This window comes from uncultured Thiodictyon sp. (assembly GCA_903837595.1).
Taxonomy (GTDB): domain Bacteria; phylum Pseudomonadota; class Gammaproteobacteria; order Chromatiales; family Chromatiaceae; genus Thiodictyon.
Genome location: CAILVI010000079.1, coordinates 1 through 15,622 on the forward strand (window position 1 = coordinate 1; position 15,622 = coordinate 15,622).

Annotated in this window: 17 protein-coding genes; 5 read left to right on the top strand and 12 right to left on the bottom strand. The window is 57.1% G+C overall.

The features are described 5' to 3' along the window. Positions 1–186: 186 nt before the first annotated feature. The 9 genes from QZY44_RS04265 to QZY44_RS04305 form a co-directional block, all read right to left on the bottom strand. Positions 187–723, bottom strand: a complete 537-nt coding sequence (locus QZY44_RS04265; protein WP_295442709.1) for a hypothetical protein — start codon at positions 721–723, stop codon at positions 187–189. Positions 724–1,132: 409 nt separating this feature from the next. Beyond that, positions 1,133–1,726, bottom strand: coding sequence for a hypothetical protein (locus QZY44_RS04270; RefSeq protein ID WP_295442712.1), 594 nt, complete (start codon positions 1,724–1,726; stop codon positions 1,133–1,135). Between the two features lie 269 nt (positions 1,727–1,995). After that, on the bottom strand, positions 1,996–2,514 hold the full coding sequence (locus QZY44_RS04275) for a hypothetical protein (RefSeq protein ID WP_295442714.1): 519 nt from the start codon (positions 2,512–2,514) through the stop codon (positions 1,996–1,998). Between the two features lie 268 nt (positions 2,515–2,782). Next, entirely contained in the window at positions 2,783–3,796 is a 1,014-nt protein-coding gene (locus QZY44_RS04280) for a peptidoglycan DD-metalloendopeptidase family protein (RefSeq protein ID WP_295442716.1), read from the bottom strand. Between the two features lie 169 nt (positions 3,797–3,965). Next, a complete protein-coding gene (locus QZY44_RS04285) occupies positions 3,966–4,505 on the bottom strand; it encodes a hypothetical protein (RefSeq protein WP_295442719.1) in 540 nt (179 codons plus the stop codon). A 192-nt stretch (positions 4,506–4,697) separates the two neighbouring features. Further along, entirely contained in the window at positions 4,698–5,039 is a 342-nt protein-coding gene (locus QZY44_RS04290; RefSeq protein WP_295442722.1) for a hypothetical protein, read from the bottom strand. Positions 5,040–5,595: 556 nt separating this feature from the next. Continuing rightward, positions 5,596–5,796, bottom strand: coding sequence for a hypothetical protein (locus QZY44_RS04295; protein WP_295442726.1), 201 nt, complete (start codon positions 5,794–5,796; stop codon positions 5,596–5,598). 219 nt (positions 5,797–6,015) lie between these two features. Beyond that, positions 6,016–6,555: a hypothetical protein gene (locus tag QZY44_RS04300; RefSeq protein WP_295442729.1), complete on the bottom strand. Its 540-nt coding sequence runs from the start codon at positions 6,553–6,555 to the stop codon at positions 6,016–6,018. A 218-nt stretch (positions 6,556–6,773) separates the two neighbouring features. Beyond that, the gene (locus QZY44_RS04305) at positions 6,774–7,658 is read right to left on the bottom strand and encodes an ankyrin repeat domain-containing protein (RefSeq protein ID WP_295442732.1); all 885 of its coding nucleotides are present in this window, start codon (positions 7,656–7,658) and stop codon (positions 6,774–6,776) included. 276 nt (positions 7,659–7,934) lie between these two features. On the opposite strand from QZY44_RS04305, the gene QZY44_RS04310 reads away from it, so the two are divergent. After that, complete coding sequence (locus QZY44_RS04310) at positions 7,935–9,356, top strand: integron integrase (RefSeq protein WP_295442735.1); 1,422 nt, start codon at positions 7,935–7,937, stop codon at positions 9,354–9,356. Between the two features lie 156 nt (positions 9,357–9,512). Here QZY44_RS04310 and QZY44_RS04315 read toward each other — a convergent pair whose 3' ends face one another. Then, complete coding sequence (locus tag QZY44_RS04315; RefSeq protein ID WP_295442738.1) at positions 9,513–11,030, bottom strand: hypothetical protein; 1,518 nt, start codon at positions 11,028–11,030, stop codon at positions 9,513–9,515. A gap of 62 nt (positions 11,031–11,092) precedes the next feature. On the opposite strand from QZY44_RS04315, the gene QZY44_RS04320 reads away from it, so the two are divergent. After that, positions 11,093–11,380, top strand: a complete 288-nt coding sequence (locus QZY44_RS04320) for a hypothetical protein (protein WP_295442741.1) — start codon at positions 11,093–11,095, stop codon at positions 11,378–11,380. Between the two features lie 140 nt (positions 11,381–11,520). Here the strand turns inward: QZY44_RS04320 and QZY44_RS04325 are convergent, their stop codons facing one another. Together QZY44_RS04325 and yhbY are read right to left on the bottom strand one after the other, a co-directional pair. Further along, positions 11,521–12,375 carry a hypothetical protein gene (locus QZY44_RS04325; RefSeq protein WP_295442743.1) on the bottom strand — a complete coding sequence of 285 codons (855 nt, stop codon included), beginning with the start codon at positions 12,373–12,375 and terminating at the stop codon, positions 11,521–11,523. Positions 12,376–12,390: 15 nt separating this feature from the next. After that, positions 12,391–12,717, bottom strand: coding sequence for a ribosome assembly RNA-binding protein YhbY (gene yhbY, locus QZY44_RS04330; RefSeq protein WP_295442746.1), 327 nt, complete (start codon positions 12,715–12,717; stop codon positions 12,391–12,393). A gap of 263 nt (positions 12,718–12,980) precedes the next feature. On the opposite strand from yhbY, the gene aroA reads away from it, so the two are divergent. The 3 genes from aroA to QZY44_RS04345 form a co-directional block, all read left to right on the top strand. Continuing rightward, positions 12,981–14,312 (top strand): 3-phosphoshikimate 1-carboxyvinyltransferase, encoded by a 1,332-nt coding sequence (aroA, locus tag QZY44_RS04335; protein WP_295442749.1) that lies wholly within the window; start codon positions 12,981–12,983, stop codon positions 14,310–14,312. After that, positions 14,309–15,010: a (d)CMP kinase gene (gene cmk, locus QZY44_RS04340; RefSeq protein WP_295442751.1), complete on the top strand. Its 702-nt coding sequence runs from the start codon at positions 14,309–14,311 to the stop codon at positions 15,008–15,010. Before aroA ends, cmk begins: the two co-directional genes overlap by 4 nt. A gap of 148 nt (positions 15,011–15,158) precedes the next feature. After that, positions 15,159–15,622, top strand: a 464-nt coding sequence (locus QZY44_RS04345) for a S1 RNA-binding domain-containing protein (protein ID WP_295442753.1), incomplete at its 3' end; no start/stop codon positions are given.

Below are 15,622 nucleotides of genomic sequence, written 5' to 3' on the forward strand. Positions count from 1 at the left end.
ACCTGCGGCGGCGGTTGGCTCAGGACCTCGGCGGCGAGGGTTTCGGTATCGATTGCGCGGATCCCGGCAAACCCCCGCAAAATCCGCTGCTCGCCGCGGTTATGGCGCTCGTGGCGTAACGGAAAGCGGGAAACTTCAGTTAGGCTATTCTGGGGTTTCATAATTGAGCCTGGCCCCTTTGTCTTCCTAATAGCAGGAAATAGATTTACACTGCCGTTCACAGGAGTAGTGATGCTCATTGTACGATGATGTATAGGGTGGGCAGGACGCCAGGCAGGTTGCCCTTTGAACCTCGCAGGATTTACGCATAGCCGCCTGAGCCAGCCTCTCGCGCTGCGCGGCTGGCGATTCGCCCGCTTGTCCCGGTTGGCGTTCGGTGTCTTCTGAGCGGATGTAGTAAATAACGCCGCCCACCTCAATTATCTGTACCCGCAATCCGGACTTGGCTAGGACGATACCCTTATCAAATTGCTTGTTCAGTTGACTTGTCTTCTCGATTTTGTCGCAAGCTCTCGATATCAACATGCAATCGCTGGCGCCATCTGGACAGTAAGGTGTACATGTCTTCGTGCTGTGGCAAAATTGCTTATCCAGATCTTCAATATTCTGACACGCCTGTATGTTCGGCTTGGTCGTCAAACTATACTCTGGATCATCGAGATAGCCAGCACATACGCTTGAGGATACGCAGATGAATGCAATAACCCAGAGATTCCGGAACATTGATTTACTCCAAAGCTAAGTCATGTAGACGGTTGCAACTATAACGCTTAACAAAAAGCGGTACGAGACTTAGGGCTCGCAGTCAAACTCGTCGAACGTAACAGCGCAGCACGTGAAAAGCAGAAGTTCGCGAGCCTTTGCCAATGAGCGATTAGTTCTTTGCCTGCGCCTAACGTTCAGGCCAAGGCGGCGCGCGCCACCGATGAACCTGCAAACCAGCACAACGCCCGTGGCGCGCGCTCGCTCTTTGGCCGAAAGTTAGGCATTCTTTATGCGCTTCTTGGTTCTGGAATTACGTAAAGAATGCATTTAGTAAACTGTCACCGTAATTCCGTGGCGCGCGCTCGCATTTTAACCAAAGGTTAGGCCATTTTCTGGGTTCATAATTGAGCCTGGCTCCTTTTCTTACTCACAGTCGCTTTCCATCAAAAACGTCAGCCGGCTTATTAAGTCTCCCCGTGCTCACACACGAAGAAAAGAAGTCCAACAATCCCTTATGCGTATTAATGCTATCAAAAATATAGCCCCCAGTATTTTCTTGTTTCGCGTTTTTCTCTTCATGAAATGTTAACCCATTTGATTTTGCTAACTCAACATTACTACATTGTCCGGTCAAAAAAAACGACAGTTCATTACCGCTCAGTCTGCCAATGAAAATTTCACCATGCACATCTTTACCCTGAGTTTCATCGCAATTCTTATCGTTATTTTTCTTGCAATATGCTTTTTTCACTTGTAGTAGAAAATAATTTCTATTAGCAAACGCCCCATTGGTAGATAGATCCTCTGCCTCGAACACAATTGAGCCATTAAAAAAATTCAAAACATAGAGATGACTATAGGGCTGCGAAATGATGTATTTTTCACCGGATGCCTCTATGTATTCTCCAGAAATGTCTGGCGAACCCCCATCTTTAGATATGATGTCGAGTGGCGTCTTAAAAACGTCAACACATCCGCTAAGAAGAAAAAAAGATAACGACGCAATCAACCGTGTTTTCATGAGTTTCAGTTTGACAGATCAGGGTTGTTGCATTGGATTCACGTTTATCGATTGTCCATACACAGAGGGCCGATGTCTGGTTTGTAGCCTAACGTGCAGCCTAAAGCGGCGCGCGCCTCTGATGACGCTGAGAATTAGCACGACGCCTGTGGCGCGCGCTCGCTTTTGAGGCGAATGTTAGGCTTCTTGTTACCAGGGCACAAGTCAAGACCTGACCCCATCCTCCTTCTAGGCGGGATTTAGTTAGCCATTAGCTTCTCCGCCGAGCCTCACCGCCCACGCATAAGCACATTCGTGATCGCTAGTTCCAAAGTCATCGCCTGTTGCAGCAGCATTCCTTCAAGATCATTTTTCAGCTTGACGGTCTCGCGCCATGCTAGCACTGGTAAATCCACCGTTTGGGACTCTATAAAGAAAATAGCGGCCATTAACACTGCGTCAATTCGTTGCTGTCCTGTCGACTTTTCGTCTGTGATAACAGCGACAAGATCGTGCGTTAAAACCAAATTGCAGCCTTGTGTGGCGTAGCCATTCTCCTCGTAACAATAGTCATGCAGCTTGCATGCTTCATCAATGGCATCTATTGCTTGGGGAAGTTGACGAATCTTTCCGTCGAGAATGTCCTTGTAGGTAAACCCCCAGCCTGGGCCGCAGTAGTTGCCACCATTATAGGTTGACGTACCTTTTCCCGTCGCCGCCGCCTTCTTTGCCCATTCGAGCTTCGAGTAGTCAGATTTTGTACTGCCAGTGACAATCTTTGCCCCTGGCGCGATCGTTGAAAACCCCATGACTGTGCTCCTTAGGTGAACTGATGGCTAACGTAAGTCTAAACCGGCGCGCGCCCCTGATGAGCTAGCCAATTAGCACGACGCCTGTGGCGCGCGGTCGGTTTTGAGACAAAGGTTAGGCTCTTATTCATCTTCCCGGAAAAGAACTCGAGCCTGGCCCCTTATCCTTGCTCCTTATCCTTGCTTATCCTTGGCCCCTTATCCTCTCGGCCGGTGCCTCGGATGGCCGGAACCATAGCCAATGCCAAAGCACTTTGCCGGGAGATAGCTACTGCTTTACAAACATTACCGCATCTGCAATAACATACTTGCCTTGCGGGTAACTATTCGACTTCAAAATGACCAGTACAGATCCTTTGGCTAATGTGATTCCAGGGGATATTTCGACCCATTTCCCTCTTTTAGAAGAATCAGCTTGATTCAAGGATTTGGTTGCCAAGACTCGTCCGCTCTGAAGCGTCTGATAAGTCACTGACGTATCTCTGTTAGAATTAGAGATAGTTGATTCTTCAACGGTCCATCGCGCAAATATCGAGTACGTGCCAGCTTGTGCAATAGTCGAGCTGAATGTGAAAGACCCTTTCGACGATGATAATTGGACTTTATATCCTGTACCAAAATAAAAGGGATAGGGTAGACCGGTGTTTGAACTGCTGGTGGTCCACGTTCCTAACATTGTATTTATCGCGCCAGTATCATCAGTGGTGATATAAACCGGATTCTTGAGGTATGCGAGTGGATCAACAAACCCCTTCAAAGATGTGCAGTCCATCCCCGATTGAGAGTTTCCATCCGAGAACGCTCCTGGACGTATACCAAAATGCAAATGAGGAACGTCACCTTTGTCATGCATATCGTAAACAGACCCTATCGAACTTCCAGTTTTGACAATCGCTCCATTTATCGGGCGTCCAGCATCGTTTATATGCCCATAGACAGTCGTCCACTTATTTGTCCCGGAGCCAGACTCCACAGCTACGTACCATCCTGAACCTGGCCCATATGAGCCAATTTTCTTGACTACTCCAGCATCAACCGCAACCACGGCCGTGTTAGCGTCTGCAACGATATCAACTCCAAGATGTTTGTAAGGCTTTGTTCCTCCGGCACAATCCTTTTGATTTACACCAGCAGAATCATCATGTGAGAAGAATAGTGAGACGTCGCGCAACGATTTTCCAGATACCGGCCATGTTGCCAGAGAACTAGATGCCACCGGCCAGTCAGCAGAATTTACCGATGCTGAGAAAAGCACTACGACAAAGAGGCTAACGTGTTTCATTAGATAATCTCCGGTACTTGTTGTCTGTGGTTCCTAACGTAAAGCCTAAAGCGGCGCGCGCCGATGATGACCTTGCGAATTAACACGACGCCCGTGGCGCGCGCTCGCTTTTGAGGCGTAGGTTAGGCGATTCTTGCGTTTCATAATTGACTTTCGTCCCTTTTTCCGTTTAATGTTCTCTTGAAATAGATATTTTCCATATATGCCTGCTACACCTTTCCTCGTTTTCGAGAAACCAAGACACATTGATGGAAAGCTTCCCTAAAGGGTAGTCTTCTGCTGTGTACTCTCGCTTCCCGCCAGGAAATATTTTGGAAACTTCTGGAAGTCCAATAACCCCGAGCACCTTGTTTACCGACGCAACATCGCCATCAAACGAAGGTAATTTGTAAGGGCAGTTCTTTACGCATGGACCATGGTCAGGGGAGCTAACAAAGATATATGACGTAAACTCTATTGTTTTAGAGAATATGACATCTGATTTCGGACCAACTTTATAGTTTCGCCAATCCTCAGGTCTTGAACTGACCAGTTCGCATTCTCTCGTTTCGGTGTGGCTGGCTTGTGATACTTCCTTTGCTCTTGAGTTTCCACTTGCATTGTTGTTCTCCGTGCTCTTATTTCTTGCGTTGAACAAATAGAAAACAGACCCAAGAATCAATATTGCAAGAAATCCCGCCGAGATACCTTCTTTCTTGTTGTTCTTCAAAATGCTCGCCTGTTTACGCGCTCAACAAACGCCTAACGTGCAGGCTAAAGCGGCGCGCGCCCGCACGGAGCCTGCAAATTTGCACGACGCCCGTGGCGCGCGCTCGCTTTTGAGCCGAAGGTTAGGCTTTTTGGTTTCATAATTGAGGCTGGTCCTTTTTCCCTATTCTTCCCCTGTAATTTTCGGTTCCTATTAGGGTTCCTTCACTGTTGGCACTTGTGGCTTTCGAGTTCCTGGCAATTTTCCTAAGATCACAAGAACTATCGACAGCCACAATGAAATCATAGTGCTTATCCGAGATATAAAATCTATAGTTGGTTGCGACACAGCCACTTGTAAAATGTTGACGAAAAGACCTGTTACAAAAGTCGAGATAATTGTCGAGAAAACCAACGTCCAAAGTAATCCCCAAGCAATGAGCTTCCCTACGCTGCGCTTTGTTGATGGAATAATCTGCGGCGCACCACAATGCGGACACATGGGTGCCGTTTCGTGAATTTCTTTGCCGCAACCACGACAAAAAACCATGCCCATTTCTTTCTCCTCTTTAGAGCAACAAGGCAAAAGGGGCCAGGCCCGATTCAATTGTGGCCATGCCTCCCCGAAATGTATTCGAGCCTGGACCCTTTTTTCTCTTTTGCCTCGCCTCGCCGACTGCCGAGTCACTGACCGCAACCGATTCACTGCCATGAAAGCGTAAGGCTTAGCGATGAGCCCTATTCTTTCATGGCCGAGAGCCTAACGTGTAGCCTAAAGCGGCGCGCGCCCCTGATGAGCTTGCGAATTAGCACGACGCCCGTGGCGCGCGCTCGCTTTTGAGGCGAAGGTTAGGCTCATTGTCTTTTCAGTAACCGATCATATTCCTCGTGGCTTCCGATCCAAACCCACAAAAAACCTTGCTCGTCATCCATGGCGAGCGCACGAAAATCCTGGCCGACGCGAGCCGACCACAGGCTCCCTACCTTCTTGAATTGCAATGAAGGATGACGGAGGTTCATTTTAAGAAGCTCAAAATTCTTTCGGGCAACCTCTTGAATTTCGCTTGGCAAAGAGTGAAAGCAGGACCAAAAGCGCGACGTTGTTCTGTGCCTCACAATTCTTTGAGCAAGCCCCGTGATTTTTCTTCCAGGGCTTCGGCAATCAGAAAGTCCAACTTTCCGGTGGCCACGTCCTGCTCAATTTCCTCATCCCACGCCTTCCAATCGCGCTCAGATAGCCAGTGCACAAGCTGAACGTAATCGTGGCGGGGAAGCGATTCGATATCTGATTTTAATTCGTTCAAGGTTTTCATGAGTTGCGATGTCTCCACCCGAGAGGCTAACGTAAAGCCTAAAGCGGCGCGCGCCCCTAATGATCTTGCGAGTTAGCACGACGCCTGTGGCGCGCGCTCGCTTTTGAGGCGTAGGTTAGGCTATTCTTGGGTTTCATAATTGAGTTTGGCCCCTTTTTCCTATTCCGTGTTAATAAGGCACAAGTCACGACCTGGCCCCATTCGTTCGTGCTCGGTCAATTAAGGTATTTCACATCGTGCTTCACGCACTATTCTTTCAATGTGAGCAGCAAACTCTTCACGCCAGTTATCATGTGCTAGTTGTCCACGGGCATAAATTATTGAAGCAGATCCTATATGATTGGCGGAATTATCAAATTTGAAAGTAGTTCTATCCTCCTGATCTGGAATCAAAAATGCCTCATTGCTTTTTATGCAATAGCTATACCTTTTGCCATCTGGAGCAAGTGGGAAGTGGCCGTCTATGCTGTACTCTGGCCTGTCTTCACGCTCAGTTTCAAATGTGGCGTTGGAATACCAACCTACTGGTACTAGACCTTGTATAGGTCCTGTAAGTCGTGCAATAAACATAACAAGCCAACCTTCCCTTATAACTGGCCTCGGAGCTACCCCCTCCCCCATATATCGCACATATCCATAGAAGTGCCCGTCAGGGGCGCGCTTGAAATTATACCGTTCATAACCATATCCTTGCATATTTTCACCATCATATTTTTGCGAGTAATCCACATTAGCGATAGCAATTTGGGGATAGGGCATGAGAAATATCCTCAATGAAAGATGACCGGGCTGCCTAACGTTCGGCCCAAGGCGGCGCGCGCCACCCACGGACCCTGCAAACCAGCTCGAACCCTGATGGCGCGCGCTCGCTCTTTGGGCGTTCGTTAGGCGATTTGTCATTCAGCTAGCGGAAAACGTTGTCTGTCCCCGTTTTCCGCAGAATTGAGCCTGACCCGTTTTAGCCATAGGGTTCCGCCCTACGGGTTGTCACCTAACTTCCCACGGGTTGCCTTGCGACCAATAAGCGATAGAACAAAACCGCCTGCCAAAGTGGTATCCCAAAAGGGAATATTTGTGCCGAAGCTGTTCAGAACGAAGATAATAAACCCAATAGGAATCGAAAAAATAACAGCATTCCCAAGGATCTTATTATTTGTGGCAAGAGTAACGAAAAACAAAGCCATCACACCTAAAACGAATCCAATAATATAAGCTACACCAGAGCCTGCGTGATAGAGCTCAAGGTCTTTAATTACAAGCGTGGCTATCCATCTAAAATGGATCGCAAAGCCGTTTCCGAGACCAGAAAAAAACCCGTGATCTTCTTTATTTTGTTTACTATTCGATGTTGTAGATGAATCGAGAGATATTTCCGGCGTTGCCTTTTCCTTTTTAATACTATGTGCAGAAAGCAGATCAAGGATTTCCTGGTTCTTGTGTGATGTCGCTCGTAAGGCCGCTGTCTGGCCAGCGGAATTTACAATCTCAGTATTTGCGCCACTTTTAATGAGAAGCTCTACGCATCTGATGCAATTATTGTCTGCGGCATAAATTAAGGCAGTGCTCCCAGCCGCATCTATCAAATCCGGCTTTGCACCATGCATTAATAGACTCTCGACCATATCGTCGGCGCGATTTCCGCACGCTACCATCAATGGGGTTTGCTTTAATAGCGCGTTCGCGATATTTGGATCAGCACCTTCTTTCAGGATAGCTTTAGCGGCTTCATAGTTGCCAGAAGATACGAATTTCAGCAAATTAGTTTGACCTAGAAAATCTATACTGTTTATTTCCGCCCTAGCAGGAGGAAAAGCCATGAATCCAATAATAAATAGCAGCGTAAATATTCGCGAACTGTTCATTTCTTTCCTCCTGCGAGCGGGCGAGACCGTCCACCTGCGGTTGTTGCCTAACTGTATGCTAGACAGACGTCTGTCTAACCCCGTGAAATCTGTTCTTAGACAGATCTGCCTAGTGCCGGAAATCTGGTGTTAGGCAGAAATTTTGGGTGGTCGTACTAGACAGATTCCGTCTAGTTCCTACACTGTCACCGTCGGCGCGCCCGCTCGCGTCCCGCTTCCCCCTGTCCCTGCGCCTCCCAACCCCACCCCCCCGGCAGTTGCAAATGAGGCTAGACCATGCGTGACAACCTGTCAAGCCACGACGAAAAAATCCGCTCCTTCTGGGACCGCTACGTTAAGAAGCTTAACGAATCAGGCGTTAAGCCCCCGTTCGACCGCTGGATGGTGATCCGTGCCGAGCAGTACATCGCGGCCCATCCCGACCGGCGCCTGGCCGAGCACGGTCCCGCCGTGGTCGACGCCTACCTGGCGGAACTGGGCCGCAAACCGGACCTGAAGCCCTGGCAGTTCCGTCAGGCCGTCGGTGCTATACAGATGCTTTTCGTCATGGCCGGCGTAGACTGGCTGGAGCAGGTGGATTGGGCGCACTGGCTCGATTCGGCACGCGCGCTCGGGTCGGACCATCCGACAGTGGCGCGGGACTATCAGCCGGTACCTGGCTCCCCCCCACCCCCACCCCCATCCTCCCCCGCGAGGGGGGAGGGAGAGGGTGCCGCGTTCGCCGCCATCCGCAAGGCGCATGGCGTCCTGCTGGACCGGGTGGCGACGGCCATACGGGTGCGCGGCCTGGCGATCCGCACCGAGCAGACCTATCTGCATTGGATCATGCGCTACATCGGCTTCCTGGGGAACGCGGACCCCACCGCGAAGGGTGCGGCGGACGCCGCGGCCTTCCTGGAGCACCTGGCCATCGCGCGCAAGGTCTCGGCCAGCACCCAGAACCTGGCACTCAACAGCCTGGTCTTTCTGTATCGGGAGGTCCTCCAGCGCGCGGATCTGGACTTGGGTGACTTCGCGCGCGCCAAGCGCCCGCGGCGGCTGCCGACGGTCCTCACCCATGGCGAGGTGACGGCGCTGCTGGCGCAGCTCACGGGCACCCAGCGGCTGATGGCGTCGTTGATGTACGGCACCGGGATGCGGCTCATGGAATGCGTGCGGCTGCGGGTCCAGGATATCGATTTCGGTTATAGCCAGATCACGGTGCGCCAGGCGAAGGGCGGGAAGGATCGGGTGGTGCCCTTGCCGGCCCGCTTGGTGGATGAGTTGCGGGCGCACCTGGTGCGGGTGCGGGAACTGCATACCGCGGATCTCAAGACGGGGATGGGGGAGGTCTATCTGCCCGAGGCGCTGGCGCGCAAGTTCCCGAATGCGGCGAAGGACTGGCGCTGGCAGTATGTGTTTCCGAGCGGGCGGGTGTCAGCGGACCCGCGCAGCGGTGTACTGCGTCGGCATCATCTGCACGAGACGGCGCTGCAAAAGGCGGTCAATCAGGCGGCGCGCGCGGCGGGTATCACCAAGCGGGTGGGCACCCATACTTTACGGCACAGCTTCGCAACGCATCTGCTCATGGGCGGCTATGATATTCGCACCGTGCAGGAGCTCTTGGGCCATGCGGACGTGTCGACCACTATGATCTATACGCATGTGCTGAACCGTGGGGGCCAGGGGGTGCGCAGTCCGTTGGATGCGCTCAGTTAGGATTGCGCAGCCATGATCGCAATTGCCGCCATCGGCGCACGCAGCCTTGATCATCACTTAGCCATCAGCCCTTGCCGCGACCAAGTGAGCCGTGGGCGGCCGGAAGCCGCAGGCGTGCCAACGCCGCCGCGGTGGCACGCGAGGGTTCACGCTGGGCTATTTGGGATCGGGCAGCCGGGGCAATTCGGCCAAGCCCTTCACCCGAAAGCTCCGGGCCGCCAGGATGCTGCACGGGACAAAGGCTTCATCATGACTCATGGTCGGAAGCGGGGCGCCAGGCAGACCAGGCACAGCACCGTCGAACCCCATCCAGCCGACCCGCGTATGATCGAGCTGTCTGGCACGCAGGTGCCTGATCGCGTTTTCCGTGTTACCCGCACCATAGGGCGCCGGGATGCCGCCATAGGCCGCCGGCAGCGGGTAGTTGCGTCCCGCAAAGGGCACCACGGCATCCTGGATGACCCCCAGCAGATAGACCGGAGCGACTGGCGTCCAGTCGAGATTGTCATTCGCGGCCCACAATTTGACCGTCGGATTAGAGTGATCGCCGGTCTCAATGGCCCTGATCAAATCGGGCTGCATCAGTCGCGTCGGCTCCGGGGTGAAATCGGGTAGTCTCAGATAGGCCATATCCGCCACGGCGGCCCCGAGTAACCGAGCCTCCACCACGTCATCCGCCTGGGTCCCCGGGAGCAGGTCCGCCGTTTCCCGCGCGAACGCCGGCCGCAGCAGTGCGCTCAGCGGCTGGCCGGTAACCTGTGCCGCAGCGACGGCCGAGAAGGCAATAAAAAATGGTTTTTCCGTCAGATTATCGACATAGGCGGGCTGTGCCTGGAGAAAGGAGTGTACCGTGGCCCCGGTGATGTCATAGGGTCCGGACATGGCTGTGATGAACGTGGGTCGCAGTGCCGGGTCCTGGCCCTCGTCGAGCAGTCGGCCCAACCAGAGTGCATTACCGCCGCCCTCGCTGTAGCCGGTCACGTAGAGTGCGGTATCCGCCTGGCGCTTGAGTTGCGACAAGAGTTCACGGGTGGCATGGATCATGTCGCGACCGGCCGGCGCATTCAGTCGGCCCAGGGCAAAGGGGTGGGGATCGTGATTGACACCATAGCCGAGATAATCGGGCAGTGCGACGACCCACTCATTGCCGCTGAAGGCGGTCAGCACCCCCCAGGCCTCCAGTGATCGATCGCTAGGTGCATTGTGGCGCTCGGCCGTGGTCGCGTGCAGATAGACAACCAGCCCCGCGGCACGCCCGGACTCCGGCACCGCGACCAGGCCGCTGACCACGGTGGGCTTGCCTGTTGCGTCGACCGAGTGGTAGGTGATCCGGTAGAGGTCTGCCCCCTGGGTACTCGGCGCAAACCCGGTGAGGCTTGAGCCGTCGGGCAATTTGACCGGATCGACCAGCAAGGCTGCGGCGACCAGGTTGCGCGCCGCCGCCACCGTGTCTTGGGTGAGCCGCTCCAGGAATTCACTGGCGATGAGGTAACGGGCATCTGGATAGGATCGCGGCGGCTGCGGCGCGCTGGTCGAGGTCCTCGCCGCGGCCGTATAAGCCGGTGCCCAGGGGTGGCTCAAACCCTTGGCAGCGGCTAGGCCACCCACGCCGAGGCCGCCGATTAGAAGCAGGGGCAGGCGCAGGCGCAGGCGCAGGGTTCTGGTGGCAGCCATGGTCAGTCTCCTAAACAGAATGGATGTGGGGCCTTGATCGTCACTGCGGCTCAGCGGCGGCCTTGATCAAGGTCATTCTGCGCCATACCGGTTTCCGCTGCACGGATGAAGTCGTGGCGTCAATGAGATATTATGAGAAAACCAAGACCATGACGTTGCGAAGCCGCACGCAGGCCGAGTTTGCCCTGGCTTATGCGCGGCATGAGGAGTATGATGCATTATTCGCGATGGTGATGGACATGTTGCTGGTCAATGGGCGACTCGAAAGGGAACAGGCAATGATTAGAGGAGGCGTTTTCTATCGTATCCTCCTCCGGTGGCTGGGATGGTGGTCTACTCATCTTGATTGAGTCTGTTGCGCAAGCCATCACTATCCATCCAGTGTGGTACTGTTTCGTTCGCCTGGGGAGTCAGTGAGCGAGAGAGCAGTTGGTCTCCCGACATGCTGCTCAATCCGGTGCCGCTCATTGCACTCTACCTGGTGTCATCATCAGTCCCCGCGCAGTTCGATGTGCTCGGCAACGAGCAGGGTCTGGGCGGCGTCGACCACCGCGCCCAGCGCAGCGGTCAGGGTTGGTGCCGCGAGCGCCTGCCGTGTGATTCCCTCCGCCCGCCCGTAGAGGCTCAGGCGCAGGTGCTCGGTAGTGCGCACATGCAGTTGCAGGTCGGTGAGGATGTGTCCGAACTCGCTGCGGGTGGGGACGCTGCCCAGGGTGCGAAAGAGCGCTGCCAGGGCGTCGAACAGTGGCTGGGCCTCGGTGCCGAGCCCGAAGTCGGGGGGCAGAAATTCCACCTGTTGTTCAGAGACGCGCCCGATCCAGACGCGGAAGCTCGCCTTTTGCAGCGCGTGGTAGAGGGGTGACTCGGAGATCAAGAACAGCAGCAGATGGCGCGGGTTGGCGTAATAGCGGCCGCCGCGCACATCCCAGAAACAATCCGCGATCAGACGGTGGATGCGGATGTGCTCGCGGAAGTCGGCCGCCTGCAATTGGTCCAGAATCAGCACCGTCGGCTCGGCCTCGCTCTGGGCACAGGCCTCACTCACCACCTGGTCCAGCGGGTCGATGGGCGGCTCGGTGCGCCCGAGTTCGTCCTCCGCGAGCGGCAGGATCACATCCGGCAGGGCCGGGTGGGTCTCGGTGAAGTCGAGATAGAGGCGATGGGGGAACTCCAGCGCGCGGGCGAGCGCGGTGGCGAAGGCAGTCTTGCGGCGCTCCGAATCACCTTCGATCGCGAGTGTGCGCAGGGTGCGGGTCGGGCCTTCGATCAGGCAACGGACCTGGAATTCGTAGTCGTCGTTCGACTCGAACCCGTGCAGTGCCAGCTTGTCGCGCAGGCCGGGCATGGGCGGCGCCTGCGCTCAGAGCGCCGGCAGGGCGAGCGGGCTGGGCTTCTTGGGGTTCGCCCGGTAGAGGACGGCGATATTGCCGATGCGGTTGACCAGCGTCGCCCCGCTCTGCTCCACCATGGGGGCGATGATCGCGTCGCGTACCTCGCGGTCCCCGGCGGCCACTTTGACCTTGAGGAGTTCGTGGTGGCTCAAGGCCAGGTCCAGTTCGGCCAGCACCCCCGCCGTGAGCCCGGCCTGACCGACCATGACCACCGGTTTGAGCGAATGGGCCTCGCCCTTGAGCCAGCGTCGTTGTTTTTCGGTGATGGTGTGATTGGTCGCCATGGTGAGTGTCATTCCGGAAGTCGTGTCAATTGCATGAGTCAGCCGCGGGCGCGGCGTCCGCCAGCGACGTTGCGTTGTTCTACCGTGGGGACTCGCAGGTTGCGGGGCGCATGGGGCGCTCGATCCGCAATTCTACGGTGCTGTTGGCCGCGCGTCGATAAACCGTTGACTGGGCAAGTCTGGATCGCGGACTTTCGGGTTTACCCGCGCCTGCCAGGGGGCTAGAATGACTGGCTTTTCCACCCCCCTTCCGCGACGGCGGCACCGGAGCCTCTTTGGATTCACCCCCCGACCTTCGATTTCTGGTCCGGCCGCGCGCGGCTGGGGGCGGTCTGCGCGGGCGTTTGCGGGTCCCGGGGGACAAGTCCATCTCCCACCGCGCCATCATGCTGGGGGCCATTGCCGAGGGTGAGACGCGGATCGAGGGCTTCCTGGAGGGGGCCGACGCGCTGGCCACCCTGCGCGCCTTCCGCCGCCTGGGGGTGGTGATCGAGGGTCCGGACGCCGGCCAGGTGCGGGTCCAAGGCGTGGGGCTGCGCGGCCTCCAGGCCCCGGACGGGCCCCTGGACATGGGTAACTCTGGGACGTCCATGCGCCTGCTGACGGGGCTGCTGGCCGGGCAGACCTTTGCCACCACGCTGACCGGCGATGACTCGCTCTCCCGGCGGCCCATGCGGCGGGTCACCGAGCCGCTGGGGCTCATGGGGGCGGACATTGAGAGCAGTGCCACCGGCACCGCGCCGCTGCACATCCACCCGGTGGCGGGGCTCACGGGCATCAATTATCCGCTGCCGGTGGCGAGTGCCCAGGTCAAGTCCAGCCTGCTGTTGGCCGGGCTCTATGCCGCGGGCGAGACCTGTATCACCGAGCCGGCGCCGACCCGCGACCATACCGAGTTGATGCTCGCCGGTTTCGGTTATCCGGTGCGGCGCCAGGGTGCCCGGGTGTGTGTCTGCGGGGGCGGGCGCTTGACCGCCGGCCGGGTCCAGGTCCCGGCGGATATCTCATCCGCCGCCTTTTTCCTGGTGGGGGCGAGCATCGCCCCAGGGTCGGACCTGACGCTCACGGGGGTCGGCATCAACCCGACGCGCCTGGGGGTGATCAACATTCTGCGCGCCATGGGTGCGGATATCGCGATTTCGGGCGAGTGTACCGCCGCCGGCGAGCCGGTAGCCGACCTGCGGGTGCGCGCGGCACCCCTTAAGGGGATCGCGATCCCGGTGGATCAGGTACCGCTCGCCATCGACGAGTTTCCGGCGCTGTTCATCGCCGCCGCCTGCGCCGCCGGCGAGACCGTCCTCACGGGGGCCGAGGAACTGCGGGTCAAGGAGAGTGACCGCATCGCGGTGATGGCCGCGGGTCTCACCGCGCTCGGGATCGAGGCCGAGCCGCGGCCGGACGGCATCCGCATCGTCGGCGGGGCGCTCGGCTCCGGGACCATCGCGGCCCATGGCGATCACCGCATCGCCATGGCCTTTGCCATGGCGGGTCTGCGCGCCGCGGGGCCGATCGAGATCCACGACTGCGCCAATGTGGAGACCTCCTTTCCGGGGTTCGCCCGGCTGGCCGCGCAGGCAGGGCTCGCGATCGAGGAGTCTTGGGTATGACGGGCGTCGGCGACGCGGTCCCGATTGTGACCATCGACGGACCCTCGGGGACCGGCAAGGGGACCCTGGCGGTCCTGTTGGCCGCGCGCCTGGGCTGGCAGTGTCTGGATAGCGGCGCCCTGTATCGGGTGCTGGGCCTGGCCGCCGATCGGGGCGGTATCGACCTGGACGACGGCCCGGCCCTGGCCGCGTTGGCCGGCAATCTGGGGTTGGCCTTCGATGGCGGCCGGGTGCTGCTGGATGGGGTTGACCTAGGCGACGCGATTCGGACTGAGGCGGCCGGCATGGCCGCCTCCCGCGTGGCCGTCCACCCTGGCGTGCGCGCGGCCCTGTTGGCGTGGCAGCGGCGTCAGGCGCGCGCCCCCGGCCTGGTGGCGGACGGCCGCGACATGGGGTCCGGGGTGTTCCCGCAGGCGGGGCTGAAGGTGTTTCTCGACGCCAGTGCGCAGGTGCGCGCCGAGCGTCGATATAAACAGTTGAGAGAAAAGGGCCTGGATGCTAACCTTTCCACCCTTGTGGAGGACATCCGGGAGCGGGACGCGCGTGATCGCGACCGTCCGGTGGCGCCGCTGCGGCCGGCGGCCGATGCGGTGATGATCGACTCCACCGCGCTTTCTATTGATGAAGTATTCGACCGGGTCTTGGAAGAGGTGAGGCGCGTCTTCCCTGATCAGGTCCATGAGGTGGCTGCCGAGTAATTCGGCGGCGGCCTCACGGGTGTGCCCGGGTCAACCCGGGCCACCGGCGAGCGGGCCGGCGCGGTGCGCGTCGGTCTGATGTTTAACACACTTCCCCCCCGCCCCGGAAGGGACGGGACAGCGTGCCTCTCCCAGGTAAACAGTTCCCATGACCGAAAGCTTTGCTGATTTATTCGAACAGAGTCTGAGTGCTACCCAACTCCAGCCCGGTACCATCGTCATCGGTACGGTGGTGGAGATCACCAACGACAGCGTGGTGGTCAATGCCGGACTGAAGTCCGAGGGCGTGATCCCCAAGAGCCAGTTCATCGGGCCTGATGGCCAGCTGGAAGTGGCCGTCGGTGACGAGGTGCAGGTTGCGCTCGATGCCGTCGAAGACGGTTTCGGTGTCACCCGGTTGTCGCGCGAAAAGGCCAAGCGCTTTGCGGCCTGGGACTACCTGGAGAAGGCGTTCGCTGCCGGCGATACGGTCAAGGGTCTGATCAACGGCAAGGTCAAGGGCGGCTTTACGGTCGAATTGGACACCGTACGGGCCTTCCTTCCCGGCTCCCTGGTGGACGTGCGCCCGGTGCGCGACACCACCTACCTGGAAGGCAAGGAGCAGGAATTCAA

What these genes read in the sequence shown, in the direction of transcription:
- cmk (WP_295442751.1), top strand. Translation starts at nt 14,309, where the DNA reads ATGACGGGCGTCGGCGACGCGGTCCCGATTGTGACCATCGACGGACCC.
- QZY44_RS04295 (WP_295442726.1), bottom strand. Translation starts at nt 5,796, where the DNA reads ATGAAAACCTTGAACGAATTAAAATCAGATATCGAATCGCTTCCCCGC.
- QZY44_RS04275 (WP_295442714.1), bottom strand. Translation starts at nt 2,514, where the DNA reads ATGGGGTTTTCAACGATCGCGCCAGGGGCAAAGATTGTCACTGGCAGT.
- QZY44_RS04315 (WP_295442738.1), bottom strand. Translation starts at nt 11,030, where the DNA reads ATGGCTGCCACCAGAACCCTGCGCCTGCGCCTGCGCCTGCCCCTGCTT.
- QZY44_RS04270 (WP_295442712.1), bottom strand. Translation starts at nt 1,726, where the DNA reads ATGAAAACACGGTTGATTGCGTCGTTATCTTTTTTTCTTCTTAGCGGA.
- QZY44_RS04290 (WP_295442722.1), bottom strand. Translation starts at nt 5,039, where the DNA reads ATGGGCATGGTTTTTTGTCGTGGTTGCGGCAAAGAAATTCACGAAACG.
- QZY44_RS04300 (WP_295442729.1), bottom strand. Translation starts at nt 6,555, where the DNA reads ATGCCCTATCCCCAAATTGCTATCGCTAATGTGGATTACTCGCAAAAA.
- QZY44_RS04305 (WP_295442732.1), bottom strand. Translation starts at nt 7,658, where the DNA reads ATGAACAGTTCGCGAATATTTACGCTGCTATTTATTATTGGATTCATG.
- yhbY (WP_295442746.1), bottom strand. Translation starts at nt 12,717, where the DNA reads ATGACACTCACCATGGCGACCAATCACACCATCACCGAAAAACAACGA.
- QZY44_RS04325 (WP_295442743.1), bottom strand. Translation starts at nt 12,375, where the DNA reads ATGCCCGGCCTGCGCGACAAGCTGGCACTGCACGGGTTCGAGTCGAAC.
- QZY44_RS04310 (WP_295442735.1), top strand. Translation starts at nt 7,935, where the DNA reads ATGCGTGACAACCTGTCAAGCCACGACGAAAAAATCCGCTCCTTCTGG.
- QZY44_RS04280 (WP_295442716.1), bottom strand. Translation starts at nt 3,796, where the DNA reads ATGAAACACGTTAGCCTCTTTGTCGTAGTGCTTTTCTCAGCATCGGTA.
- QZY44_RS04265 (WP_295442709.1), bottom strand. Translation starts at nt 723, where the DNA reads ATGTTCCGGAATCTCTGGGTTATTGCATTCATCTGCGTATCCTCAAGC.